Below are 12,900 nucleotides of genomic sequence, written 5' to 3'. Positions count from 1 at the left end.
TCATATTGAACGTTGTCTGGGATAATGGGGTCAATCAGTGGGCTCGCTGGAATGCACCACTCAGCATGATATATTTACTTTAACAAAGTGCTTCACCCTAAAAAGGAAACCGCCATGAACACAATCCTTCGCAAACGTCTGTCTGTGGCCATTATGCCATTGGCGTTATTGCTGAGTGCTTTTGCGTTTGTTCAACCTGTTCACGCTCAGACTGACAAGCTGATCATTGAATCGGGTGACAATGCGCAAACTCGCCAGGATGCGGCGATGGACAAAGAGCAATGGAATGACACGCGCTCTCTACGTCAGAAAGTGAACAAACGTGCAGAAAAAGAGTGGGATAAAACGGATACCGCTTTTGATGCCCGCGATAACTGCCAGAAAAGCGCCAACGTTAACGCTTATTGGGAACCCAATACCCTGCGTTGCCTGGACCGCCGTTCTGGTCGCGTTGTCACCCCATAATTCTGCGATGTAAAAATAAGGCTTCTTTTAACGAGAAGCCTTATCTATCAGGAAAGGAACTCATATGCCCCACGACTTACAAATCAAACTTCGCCCGCTTGAGCGCGAAGATCTCCGTTTCGTCCATCAACTGGACAACAATGCAAGCGTGATGCGTTACTGGTTTGAAGAACCTTACGAGGCGTTTGTCGAACTCTCCGACCTGTATGACAAGCACATTCACGATCAAAGTGAGCGCCGCTTTGTTATCGAATGCAACGGTGAAAAAGCGGGCCTGGTGGAATTGGTTGAGATTAACCACGTTCACCGTCGCGCTGAGTTTCAGATTATTATTTCCCCTGATTACCAGGGCAAAGGCCTTGCCACCCGCGCCGCGAAACTCGCGATGGATTACGGGTTTATGGTGCTAAATCTCTATAAGCTGTATTTGATTGTTGATAAAGAGAATGAGAAAGCCGTGCACATCTATAAGAAGCTGGGCTTTATGGTTGAAGGCGAGTTAATCCACGAATTCTTTATTAATGGCGAATACCGCAACACCATCCGAATGTGTATTTTCCAGCATCAGTATCTGGCGGGGCATAAAAGCGCGGGCAGCCTGTTAAAACCGACCGCGCAATAAATGCAGCGCTCACCGCGAAATAACCCGGTGAGAGCCAGTTAAATCGCGTTACGCCAGGTTCAGCGTAGCGCGATGTTTCGCAGATTCCATTCCAAGCTCTATCATTTCCATCACCTGGATGGCCTGCGCCGCCGGAACCGGGTTTTCACCGTGGCCGGTAAGTGCGTCACGAATCCCCGCGTAGTACGCCGGATAGTTACCTGGCACCGTCAGCAACGTTTGTTCGGCCATGACATCACCCTGCGCAAGGGTTAACACGCCATCACGCATGTCATAACCCCAGTCTTCCTGCGGCAGACGCTCGCCCGCTTTCAGGCGGTCTTCCTGCGGATCAAGGCCGTATTTGATGTAGCTTCCGCGCGCGCCATGCACGATATAGCGCGCCGTTTCCGCCGCCGCAAGTAAAGTGCCATGCAAAACGACACGGCGTTGCGGATACGCTAATACGGCGTGGAAGTAGTCAGTGGCTTGCGCACCCGGACGCAATTGGCCCAGGTCCACGGTCAGGCTTACCGGTAAACCGAACAGATTTAGCGCCTGGTCGATAAGATGGGGTCCTAAGTCGTACCAAATACCGCTTCCTACACCGGCCTGCTCGCGCCAGCGGTTACGAACCTGCGGGCGATAACGATCAAAGTGAGATTCAAAGTACGCCACTTCGCCTAACGTACCGTCTGCCAACAGCGCCTTCAGCGTTAAGAAATCGCTATCCCAACGGCGGTTATGGAATACCGAAAGCAATAACCCACAGCTTTTCGCCAGCGCATCCAGTTCGCGTGCCTGTGACAACGTCACGGTAAAGGGCTTATCGACAACGACATGCTTGCCCGCTTCCAGCGCGGCTTTCGCCAGCGGAAAGTGTGTATCGTTTGGTGTGGGGATGACAATCAGGTCGATATTGGGGTCGTTAAACAGATGATGAGGATCGGAGACCACCGGCATGTTTGGCCAGTCAGCATGAACTTTCGTGGCATCGCTGCTGGAAACGCTGGCCAGAACCATGCCCGGCGTACCCGCAATTAAAGGTGCATGAAACGTTTTGCTGGCGTAACCGTAACCGATCAGTCCGACACGAATGTTATCACTCATTTGCTTTCCTCATTATTTTGGACGGCCTATTGAATACCATCCCACTGATTGTAACAACTGGTAATTATATTGTTGCGATCTCGTTGCTCATTCGCTCAGCGTCCATCAATCTGGTGCTCCGGGAGAGATTGCCGGGCATCTCGCGGGTAGCAAAGCGCTGAAAATCCCTTATAATCCTCCCGCCTTATGATTCGCATAAGGAAAGTCTCATTCTTTTCGGGAGAGAACATGGCAACGACACAAGTTTCCACGCAAGCACCGCGTATCGCAGGCTGGCTTCTTGCCCCTCTCGCCTGGCTATTGATGACGCTGCTCAGTAGCAGTATTGCCCTTGCCATTTATCTTATGATGCTCATCTCCCCAGAAAGTCATCGACTGATGAGCGCGCAAGGCCCCAAAATGGTGCTGTTCTGGTACACCTCGATTGCCTGCGCAATCGCTATGTGGGGTTATACCGTTTGGCTGACTGTCGCCTTCTTTAAACGCCGTAAGAATGTGGTACGTCATTATATTCTTTGGTTATTGCTGTCGGTGTTGTTAGCGGTTAAAACCTTCGCGTTCTCACCGGTGAGTGACGATCTGGCATTGCGTCAGTTGATGTTCCCATTGTTGGCCGCCGCCTTGTTGGTTCCCTACCTCAAGCGTTCGAGCCGCGTGAAGCAGACGTTTATCAATCCGTAATAACCTTATAAACGCCCCGTTGTCGTTATTGTTCTCCTGGACGATAATAGGCGGCTTTTTTTGTTTCAGGTCCTATTCATGACAGATTATTTGCTGCTCTTTGTTGGTACGGTGCTGGTCAATAACTTCGTATTGGTGAAGTTTCTTGGCCTGTGCCCGTTTATGGGCGTTTCCAAAAAACTGGAGACGGCTATCGGCATGGGGCTTGCGACCACATTCGTTCTGACGCTGGCTTCTATTTGCGCATGGCTGATTAATGAGCTGGTGCTTATTCCGCTCGATTTAGTCTATTTGCGTACGCTGGCGTTTATTCTGGTTATTGCCGTTGTAGTGCAATTTACCGAAATGGTGGTTCGCAAAACCAGCCCGGCACTCTATCGCCTGTTGGGTATCTTTTTACCGCTGATTACCACTAACTGTGCGGTGCTTGGCGTGGCATTACTTAACATCAATCTCGGCCATAACTTCCTGCAATCGGCACTTTATGGCTTCTCGGCTGCGGTCGGCTTTTCACTGGTCATGGTGCTTTTTGCCGCCATTCGTGAACGGCTGGCGGTTGCTGATGTACCCGCACCTTTTCGCGGTAACGCCATCGCACTGATCACCGCAGGCTTGATGTCTCTGGCGTTTATGGGCTTTAGCGGGTTGGTGAAGTTCTGATGAGCACGATTTGGATTGCTGTTGTTGCGCTGAGCCTGTTGGGCCTGGCATTCGGTTTGATTCTGGGTTATGCCTCACGCCGTTTTCGTGTCGAAGAAGACCCGATTGTCGATAAAATTGATGAGCTGTTACCGCAAAGCCAGTGCGGGCAATGCGGCTACCCGGGCTGCCGCCCTTACGCGGAAGCCGTCGGGAATCAGGGCGCAAAAATTAATCTTTGCGCACCCGGCGGCGAAGCCGTAATGCAAAAAATTGCCACATTACTTAACGTCGACCCGCAGCCAATTGAAGGCGATGCGCAGATGTTAGAGCCTGTGCGAATGCTGGCGGTTATCGACGAAGCCAACTGCATTGGCTGCACCAAATGTATTCAGGCCTGTCCGGTAGATGCCATCGTCGGTGCAACCCGCGCGATGCATACCGTTATTAGCGACCTTTGCACCGGATGCAATTTATGTGTCGACCCATGCCCTACTCGCTGTATTGAGTTACGCCCGGTCGAAACCACCACAGAAAGCTGGAAGTGGAATCTTCAAACCATTCCGGTTCGTATTATTCCGGTGGAGCAACATGCTTAATTTTTTCAAACGCTTTAATAAAGACAAAATTTGGGATTTCGACGGCGGCATTCATCCGCCAGAGATGAAAACCCAGTCAAACGGCACACCTTTGCGTCAGGTTCCGTTGCCGAAAAAGTTGATAATGCCGCTCAAACAGCATATTGGTGCTGAAGGCGAACTGTGCGTTAAATCCGGCGATTATGTGCTGCGAGGCCAACCCTTGACCCACGGGCGTGGTCGCATGCTGCCTGTTCACGCTCCAACATCCGGAACGGTCACCGCGATTGCGCCTCACTCTACGGCCCATCCCTCCGGCCTTTCAGAGCTAAGCGTGATTATTGAAGCCGACGGTGAAGATAAATGGATTGACCGCGACGGCTGGCACAACTATGCCTCACGCAGTCGCGAAGAATTAATCGAGCGCATCCATCAGTTTGGCGTTGCGGGCTTAGGTGGCGCAGGTTTCCCGACCGGCAATAAATTGCACGGCGGCGGCGACAAAATCGACACGCTGATTATCAATGCCGCCGAGTGCGAGCCATACATCACCGCTGACGATCGCCTGATGCAGGATTGCGCCGCGCAAATCATCGAAGGCGTACGCATTCTCGCGCATATTTTACAGCCGCAGCGCGTGTTAATCGGTATTGAAGATAATAAACCGCAGGCAATCTCTATGCTGCGTGCGGTGCTGTGCAACACCCACGGTATTGAACTGCGGGTGATCCCTACCAAATATCCATCCGGTGGCGCAAAGCAGCTCACGCAAATTCTGACAGGTAAACAAGTTCCGCAGGGCGGACGCTCCTCGGATATTGGCGTGTTGATGCAAAACGTCGGTACCGCGTTTGCGGTAAAACGCGCCATTATTGACGGAGAGCCGTTAACCGAGCGCGTTGTCACCCTCACGGGCGGCGCGGTGCAGCAGCCTGGCAACGTTTGGGCTCGACTGGGCACACCTGTAAGCCATCTTCTTGAGTATGCTGGATTCCGCGCAGGACACGATCAGCAAGTGATTATGGGCGGCCCGTTAATGGGCTTTAGCCTGCCGTGGCTTGATGTCCCGGTGGTGAAGATCACTAACTGCTTGCTGGCTCCTTCTGCCAATGAGATGGGAGAGCAACAAGAAGAGCAGAACTGCATTCGTTGCAGCGCCTGCGCCGACTCTTGCCCGGCAGATTTGCTCCCGCAGCAGCTTTACTGGTTTAGCCGCGGCCAGCAGCACGATAAAGCTCAGGCTCATAACCTGAAAGACTGTATCGAATGTGGGGCCTGCGCCTACGTTTGCCCAAGCAATATTCCGCTGGTGCAGTATTTCCGCCAGGAAAAAGCAGAGATCCGCGAAATCCAGCTGGAAGCAAAACGTACAGCAGAAGCAAAAGTGCGCTTTGAAGCACGCCAGGCGCGTCTTGAGCGTGAGAAAGCTGCTCGGCTTGAGCGCCATAAACAAGCTGCGGTTCAGCCAACGGCGAAAGATAATGACGCTATCCAGGCCGCACTCGCCCGGGTGAAAAGCAAAAAAGCGCAGAGTGAAGAGCCCATTATTATCCGTGCCGGTAGCCTGCCAGATAATCAGCAGGTGATTGCTGCACGCGAAGCGCGTAAAGCGCAGGCCCGCGCACGTCAGGCTGAAAAAGAGGCCCAGGAAACTGTTGCCGAAACCGCCGCAAGTGACCCGCGTAAAGCCGCTGTCGAAGCCGCTATTGCACGAGCGAAAGCACGTAAAGCCGCTCAGGCCGGTGAATCTGAGCCGGTTGCTGACAATGCACCTGTCGAAACGGTCGACCCACGTAAAGCCGCTGTCGAAGCAGCTATTGCTCGCGCTAAAGCGCGCAAAGCCGCTCAGGCAGAACAACCATCTGCAGTAGAAACTGCCGAAGAAGAAGATCCACGCAAAGCTGCGGTTGCCGCGGCTATCGCCCGCGTTCAGGCACGAAAAGCAGCGCTTCAAATGGCATCAGAGGAATAAATGGTTTTTAAGTTAGCAAGCTCCCCTTATACCCATAACCAGCGCAGCACATCGCGTATCATGCTGCTGGTGACCTGGGCTGCATTGCCGGGAATGGCAATGCTCTGGTATTGGTTCGGCTGGGGCAGTCTGGTGCAAATCGCATTGGGTATTCTGACGGCCATTGCCGCAGAACTGCTGGTGCTTAAACTGCGTAAGCAACCGCTGCGCATTCTGGGTGACAACTCTGCCGCGTTAACCGGCCTGCTATTGGGCATCAGTATTCCCCCGCTAGCCCCATGGTGGATGGTGATTCTGGGTACCGTTTTTGCGGTAATCATCGCAAAACAGCTTTACGGCGGGCTTGGGCATAATCCATTTAACCCGGCAATGGTCGGTTACGTGGTATTGCTTATTGCCTTCCCGGTGCAGATGACTTCCTGGCTACCTCCCCATTCACTGGCTGCCACGGTGCCGGGTTTTACCGATTCGCTGCATGTGATTTTCTCTGGCACAACGATGGCTGGCGACACCATGCCGCAGCTTCGCATGGGCGTGGACGGCATAAGTCAGGCCACACCGCTGGATACCTTTAAAACCGGCCTTCGCGCCGGGCATTCTGCCAGTGACTTGTTACACGCGCCTATCTACAGCGGCGTGCTGGCGGGAATTGGCTGGCAGTGGGTAAATCTGGCGTTCCTTGCGGGCGGCATTTTTATGGTGCTAAAAGGCGCTATTCGCTGGCATATTCCGGTTAGTTTCCTGGTATCGCTTGCAGTGTGCGCCACTTTAGGTTGGATATTCACTCCTGAAAAATGCGCATCTCCGGTGATTCATCTTTTCTCCGGCGCGACCATGCTAGGTGCATTTTTCATTCTTACCGATCCAGTAACCGCCTCGACGACGAATCGCGGGCGGTTAATTTTCGGTGCTTTAGCGGGCCTGCTGGTTTGGCTGATTCGCACCTACGGCGGTTATCCCGATGGCGTTGCCTTCGCCGTTTTGCTCGCCAATATTACCGTGCCGCTAATTGATTACTACACTCGCCCACGTGCTTATGGGCATCGCTAAGGAATCGTCATGCTGAAGACAATGCAAAAACATGGCGTAACCCTGGCGCTGTTTGCCGCTCTGGCAACGGGCCTTACGGCGGTGGTGAATGCGCTGACAAAAGACACTATTGAGCAGCAGGCTATCGCGCAGCAAAAACTGCTGTTCGATCAGGTCATCTCCTCCGATATGTACGACAACAATATTCAGGCCAGCTGCGTTAGCGCCAAAGACTCCCCGTTAGGCAAAGGTGAACGCCATATTTATGTTGCCCGCAAAGGCAGTGAACCTGTGGCTGTAGTGATGGAAGCTACCGCTCCTGACGGTTATTCCGGCGCCATTCAACTGCTGGTAGCAGCAGATTTTAACGGTAAAGTTTTGGGTTCGCGCGTCACCGAACATCATGAAACGCCGGGCCTGGGCGATAAAATCGAAACGCGACTGAGCGACTGGATCACCCATTTTTCGGGTAAAACCATTCAAGGTAGTGATGATCCGACCTGGGCGGTGAAAAAAGATGGTGGCCAGTTCGATCAATTTACCGGAGCCACAATTACGCCACGTGCGGTTGTTAATGCGGTCAAACGTGCGGGGCTGTTTGCAAAAACATTACCGTCACAAGTTGATAATTTCCCTGTTTGTGGAGCACAACCATGAGCGAAGTAAAAGACATTGTTATTCAGGGGTTATGGAAAAATAACTCAGCGCTGGTGCAACTCCTGGGCCTGTGCCCGCTTCTGGCGGTAACGTCCACAGCCACCAACGCCCTGGGCCTTGGGCTGGCAACCACGCTGGTATTAGTGCTGACCAACAGCGCTATTTCCGCTTTGCGCCGCTGGGTACCGGCAGAAATCCGTATTCCGATTTACGTCATGATCATCGCCTCAGTGGTGAGCACCGTACAAATGCTGATTAACGCCTACGCTTACGGTTTGTATCAGTCACTCGGGATTTTCATTCCCTTGATTGTCACCAACTGTATTGTGATCGGTCGTGCGGAAGCCTTTGCCGCGAAAAGTAGCGTACCTCTCGCCGCTCTCGACGGTCTGGCTATCGGTTTAGGGGCGACCAGCGCAATGTTTGTGCTCGGCTCCCTGCGTGAAATTATTGGCAACGGTACGCTGTTTGACGGTGCTGATGCGTTACTCGGTAGCTGGGCGAAAGTGCTGCGAATCGAAGTCTTTCACACGGACACCCCTTTCCTGCTGGCGATGCTGCCACCGGGTGCGTTTATCGGCCTGGGCATGATGCTGGCGATTAAATATCTTATTGATGAGAAGATGAAAACGCGCCGCGCCGCAAAAGCTGCGGTGATAGAAGGGACGCCAGGGAAAGCATAATGAATCAGTCCAAACGCCGTGAAATTCTTACGCGCCTGCGGGATAACAATCCTCATCCGACGACGGAATTACAATTCAGCTCTCCGTTTGAATTGCTGATAGCGGTATTGCTCTCAGCGCAGGCTACGGATGTCAGCGTGAATAAAGCTACGGCGAAACTCTACCCCGTTGCTAACACACCGCAGGCGATGCTGGATTTAGGCGTTGACGGTATCAAGTCATATATCAAAACAATCGGCCTGTTCAACAGCAAGGCCGAGAACGTCATCAAAACCTGCCGCATGCTGATTGAACTGCATAACGGCGAAGTGCCAGAGGACAGAGCCGCTCTGGAAGCCTTACCCGGCGTGGGGCGTAAAACGGCGAATGTAGTGCTTAATACTGCTTTTGGCTGGCCTACTATCGCGGTAGATACGCATATTTTCCGCGTCTGCAACCGCACCCATTTTGCACCGGGTAAAAACGTCGAGCAGGTAGAGGAAAAACTGCTGAAAGTGGTTCCGGCAGAATTTAAAGTCGATTGCCACCACTGGTTAATCCTCCATGGCCGTTACACGTGCATTGCCCGTAAACCCCGCTGTGGCTCGTGTATAATTGAAGATCTTTGTGAATTCAAAGAGAAAGTAGAACTCTAACCCTGCGGCCTGCTGCTTTTGTGGTAGGCCATCTCGCTATTCTCTACTCCACCATTCCACTAACGCCTCCGTTTCTATTGATTTATGCTGTAAATACCTGCCGCTTCGTTTACATCATCTGGCGGATAATCACTCGAACAGGTTAATCGTTTTTTTACGATGAGAATTTTCCATAATTATGTGAGTTAGATCACACTGATAACCTGACGTTAAATTTAGGTGATCATCATGAAACAAATAACCTCTGTTTCCCCAGCGATAACTCATTGTGAGCAGTACAATAGCCTGCACAAATCTTTACACCCCGCCCATATCACTACACATTTGCCGATAAAGCAGAATATATAACTAAAATGACGTAATTCCTTCGATTCTGGAGAGAATAAATCGGCAAAGCGCATTTTGATAAAATTTAACGCTGAATAACAATTTGCTTTGCGGAGCTTTATCCCGCCCATGATAAATGTAACAGTTTATTGCAAACCTATTGCCTGAAGTCTCAGGATAGTGAACATTACCCGCCGTTTCCCCTTCCTAATAATTAAAAAAGCGAATGCCAACCCGGCATGACGCTTAGAAAATTCCTGTTAAAGTGGGATGTAAAAAAAGAGGTATATGTGTCGACTGCAAACCAAAAACCAGCAGAAAGCGTTTCACTGAACGCTTTCAAACAACCTAAATCGTTCTATCTGATTTTCTCTATCGAGTTGTGGGAGCGTTTTGGCTACTACGGCTTACAAGGCATTATGGCCGTTTATCTGGTCAAAATGCTGGGGATGTCCGAAGCGGACTCCATCACCCTATTCTCTTCCTTCAGCGCACTGGTCTACGGAATGGTCGCTATCGGTGGTTGGTTGGGCGATAAAGTACTCGGTACCAAGCGTGTCATCGTGCTGGGTACTATCGTGTTAGCTGTCGGTTACGCGCTGGTAGCTTACTCTGGTCACAACGTGGCTATCGTTTATATGGGTATGGCGACTATCGCCGTGGGTAACGGCCTGTTTAAGGCTAACCCATCTTCCCTGCTGTCTACCTGTTATGAAAAGGATGACCCACGTCTGGACGGTGCATTTACTATGTACTACATGTCCATCAACATCGGTTCGTTCTTCTCTATGCTTGCCACTCCATGGCTTGCAGCGAAATACGGCTGGAGCGTTGCGTTCTCCCTGAGCTTCGTGGGTATGCTGATCACGCTGGTGAACTTCATGTTCTGCAAGAAGTGGGTGAAAAACCACGGTTCCAAACCTGACTTCCAGCCTGTGCACTTCGGTAAACTGGCTGCGACCATTGTTGGTGTTCTGGTGCTGGTTACCGCTGCAACCTGGCTGCTGCACAACCAGGGTATCGCACGTATGGTTCTGGGCGTCGTCGCTCTGGGCATCGTGGTTATCTTTGCTAAAGAAGCCTTCGCTATGCAGGGTGCTGCTCGTCGTAAGATGATTGTTGCCTTCATCCTGATGGTTCAGGCGATTGTGTTCTTCGTGCTGTACAGCCAGATGCCGACCTCTCTGAACTTCTTTGCTATTCGTAACGTTGAGCACTCCATTCTGGGTCTTGCGTTCGAACCAGAGCAGTTCCAGGCCCTGAACCCATTCTGGATTATGATTGGCAGCCCGATTCTGGCCGCTATCTACAACAAGATGGGCGACCGTATGCCAATGCCACATAAGTTCGCATTCGGTATGGTGCTGTGTTCCCTGGCCTTCCTGGTGCTGCCACTGGGTGCTAAGTTTGCGTCTGACGCCGGTATCGTTTCTGTAAGCTGGTTGATTCTGAGCTACGCGCTGCAGAGTATCGGTGAGCTGATGATTTCTGGTCTGGGTCTGGCAATGGTTGCACAACTGGTTCCACAGCGTCTGATGGGCTTCATCATGGGTAGCTGGTTCCTGACTACCGCAGGTGCTGCCATCATCGCAGGTAAAGTTGCAAACCTGATGGCTGTTCCAGAAAACGTGACCGATCCACTGGTTTCTCTGGAAGTGTATGGCCGCGTGTTCATGCAGATCGGTATCGCCACCGCCGTTATCGCGGTTCTGATGATGATCACCGCACCAAAACTGAGCCGCATGGCACAGTCTGAAGAAAAAGCTGAAACCGCTAAGGAAACAGCTACCGCGTAATGTAGCGGGAAACATGGTATTTTCAGCCGTTAGCGTTATCGCTAACGGCTTTTTTTTTGCGCGGATGCGCACTACCATAGGGTATCTTAGCGCCCATAGGAGTTCAGTAATGAAACTGTATTATAAAGCTGGTGCCTGTTCCCTCTCCCCTCACATTATCCTGCGTGAAACCGGTATTGATTTCTCTCTGGTCAAAGTCGATTTAGCGGCGAAGAAAACCGAAGATGGCAGCGACTATCTTGAAATTAATGCGAAGGGACAAGTCCCGGCGTTACTGCTTGATGACGGCTCGCTGCTGACCGAAGGCGTGGCGATTGTGCAGTATCTTGCGGATAAAGTTCCTGACCGCCAGCTGCTTGCGCCTGCGGGCAGCATGACGCGCTACCATACGCTGGAATGGCTGAACTACATTGCCACTGAACTGCACAAAGGTTTCTCTCCGCTGTTTAATCCTGCAACGCCTGACGAATATAAAACCATTGCCCGTGCAGCGCTTGAGAAAAAGTTCCGCTACGTGGACGAAGAGCTGAATGATAAACAGTGGCTGATGGGGTTACGTTTTAGCGTGGCCGATGCGTATCTGTTTACCGTGTTACGCTGGGCAAATGCGGTGAAATTAAATCTGGATGGCCTGAGTAACATTGAGGCGTTTATGGCGCATATGAAAGCGCGTCCGGCTGTAGCGGCGGCGCTGGCGGCAGAAGGGATTTAATAAGGTTGTGTCGGGTGGCGCGAGTGCTTACCCGATCTACAAAATAATTAGGGTTGGGTGAAGCAAATTTTACCTGATGTAGGGCGGATAAGCGCACGCGCCATCCGCCTTTTTTATTACAGTTTCACCGCAGTGAAATAGTGCTCAGGTTTCGCAATTCCATCCTGGGCGGCAACCAATTGCAGCTCGTACTCGTCCATTTTTTTGGTTACAACCATGATGTCGTAAACCGCGGCGGTGACGTGCTCCAGCGCTTCACGAAGCGTAGCGCCCTGCAATAATTTCACCAGCAACAAACCACTGGTAACATCGCCAACGCCCACCGGTTGGCGATCGCCAAAATCCACCAGCGGGCGGTGAATATGCCAGGCTTCGTCCGCCGTCACCAGTAGCATTTCAAAACGATCCTGCTGATAAGCCGCGCGCGCGAGGTGTTTCACCAGCACAATTTGCGGGCCCTGCGCGATAAGCTCGCGAGCAGTGGTTACCGCTTCTTCCACCGTGTTAACCGCATGACCGCTCAGAATCTCAAGCTCAATCAAATTAGGCGCGATAATGTCGCTGGCAGGCATCGCGTAGCGCGTGTGGAACTCAGCCACGCCGGGCGCGACGATACAGCCCTTTTCTGGATGGCCCATCACCGGATCACAGAAATATTTCGCCTGCGGATTGGCTTCTTTCACTTTACGCACGATAGAAAGAATGTGCTCGCCCTGCTCCGCAGAACCCAGATAACCGCTCAGGACCGCGTCACAACGGGCCAGTTGGCCGATATCGGCAATGCCTTGGACAATTTCGCTGAGATGGCTGGCTGGCATCACGCTGCCGGTCCATTTCCCGTATTGGGTATGGTTGGAGAACTGCACCGTGTTCAGCGGCCAGACGTTGGCGCCCAGACGACGCATCGGGAATTCGGCGGCACTGTTACCTGCGTGACCGAACACCACATGAGACTGGATGGCAAGGATGTTTTTCATTTCTCTACTCGGACGGAACGATGTGTGTTGTGGTTGCG

14 protein-coding genes are annotated in these 12,900 nt (G+C 52.0%); 12 read left to right on the top strand and 2 right to left on the bottom strand.

All coding sequences use genetic code 11. The features are described from left to right. Positions 1-114: 114 nt before the first annotated feature. Positions 115-465: a DUF1283 family protein gene (locus AB1E22_RS19465; RefSeq protein WP_367596865.1), complete on the top strand. Its 351-nt coding sequence runs from the start codon at positions 115-117 to the stop codon at positions 463-465. A 64-nt stretch (positions 466-529) separates the two neighbouring features. Continuing rightward, on the top strand, positions 530-1,087 hold the full coding sequence (gene speG, locus AB1E22_RS19460) for a spermidine N1-acetyltransferase (protein ID WP_367596864.1): 558 nt from the start codon (positions 530-532) through the stop codon (positions 1,085-1,087). Positions 1,088-1,135: 48 nt separating this feature from the next. Here the strand turns inward: speG and AB1E22_RS19455 are convergent, their stop codons facing one another. Next, on the bottom strand, positions 1,136-2,176 hold the full coding sequence (locus AB1E22_RS19455; protein ID WP_367596863.1) for an oxidoreductase: 1,041 nt from the start codon (positions 2,174-2,176) through the stop codon (positions 1,136-1,138). Between the two features lie 228 nt (positions 2,177-2,404). On the opposite strand from AB1E22_RS19455, the gene AB1E22_RS19450 reads away from it, so the two are divergent. The 10 genes from AB1E22_RS19450 (at position 2,405) to gstA (ending at position 11,885) form a co-directional block, all read left to right on the top strand. Next, positions 2,405-2,857, top strand: a complete 453-nt coding sequence (locus AB1E22_RS19450) for a DUF2569 domain-containing protein (RefSeq protein ID WP_367596862.1) — start codon at positions 2,405-2,407, stop codon at positions 2,855-2,857. A gap of 78 nt (positions 2,858-2,935) precedes the next feature. After that, positions 2,936-3,517, top strand: a complete 582-nt coding sequence (rsxA, locus tag AB1E22_RS19445) for an electron transport complex subunit RsxA (protein ID WP_367596861.1) — start codon at positions 2,936-2,938, stop codon at positions 3,515-3,517. Further along, the gene (gene rsxB, locus AB1E22_RS19440; RefSeq protein ID WP_367596860.1) at positions 3,517-4,095 is read left to right on the top strand and encodes an electron transport complex subunit RsxB; all 579 of its coding nucleotides are present in this window, start codon (positions 3,517-3,519) and stop codon (positions 4,093-4,095) included. Before rsxA ends, rsxB begins: the two co-directional genes overlap by 1 nt. Further along, positions 4,088-6,046: an electron transport complex subunit RsxC gene (gene rsxC, locus AB1E22_RS19435; RefSeq protein ID WP_367596859.1), complete on the top strand. Its 1,959-nt coding sequence runs from the start codon at positions 4,088-4,090 to the stop codon at positions 6,044-6,046. Before rsxB ends, rsxC begins: the two co-directional genes overlap by 8 nt. Continuing rightward, positions 6,047-7,096, top strand: a complete 1,050-nt coding sequence (rsxD, locus tag AB1E22_RS19430) for an electron transport complex subunit RsxD (RefSeq protein WP_367596858.1) — start codon at positions 6,047-6,049, stop codon at positions 7,094-7,096. Positions 7,097-7,105: 9 nt separating this feature from the next. Further along, a complete protein-coding gene (gene rsxG, locus AB1E22_RS19425; protein ID WP_367596857.1) occupies positions 7,106-7,732 on the top strand; it encodes an electron transport complex subunit RsxG in 627 nt (208 codons plus the stop codon). Next, on the top strand, positions 7,729-8,415 hold the full coding sequence (locus tag AB1E22_RS19420) for an electron transport complex subunit E (protein ID WP_367596856.1): 687 nt from the start codon (positions 7,729-7,731) through the stop codon (positions 8,413-8,415). Before rsxG ends, AB1E22_RS19420 begins: the two co-directional genes overlap by 4 nt. Beyond that, positions 8,415-9,050 (top strand): endonuclease III, encoded by a 636-nt coding sequence (gene nth / locus AB1E22_RS19415; RefSeq protein WP_367596855.1) that lies wholly within the window; start codon positions 8,415-8,417, stop codon positions 9,048-9,050. Before AB1E22_RS19420 ends, nth begins: the two co-directional genes overlap by 1 nt. Positions 9,051-9,667: 617 nt before the next feature. Next, positions 9,668-11,173: a dipeptide/tripeptide permease DtpA gene (gene dtpA, locus AB1E22_RS19410; protein WP_367596854.1), complete on the top strand. Its 1,506-nt coding sequence runs from the start codon at positions 9,668-9,670 to the stop codon at positions 11,171-11,173. 109 nt (positions 11,174-11,282) lie between these two features. Next, a complete protein-coding gene (gene gstA, locus AB1E22_RS19405; protein ID WP_367596853.1) occupies positions 11,283-11,885 on the top strand; it encodes a glutathione transferase GstA in 603 nt (200 codons plus the stop codon). A 116-nt stretch (positions 11,886-12,001) separates the two neighbouring features. On the opposite strand, the gene pdxY is transcribed toward gstA, so the two are convergent. Then, complete coding sequence (pdxY, locus tag AB1E22_RS19400; protein WP_367596852.1) at positions 12,002-12,862, bottom strand: pyridoxal kinase PdxY; 861 nt, start codon at positions 12,860-12,862, stop codon at positions 12,002-12,004. Positions 12,863-12,900 lie beyond the last annotated feature (38 nt).

It is taken from the genome of Buttiauxella gaviniae (assembly GCF_040786275.1).
GTDB classification, from domain to species: domain Bacteria; phylum Pseudomonadota; class Gammaproteobacteria; order Enterobacterales; family Enterobacteriaceae; genus Buttiauxella; species Buttiauxella gaviniae_A.
The sequence above is the reverse complement of the archived record's forward strand: the minus strand, read 5'-3'. Positions and strand labels throughout refer to the sequence as shown.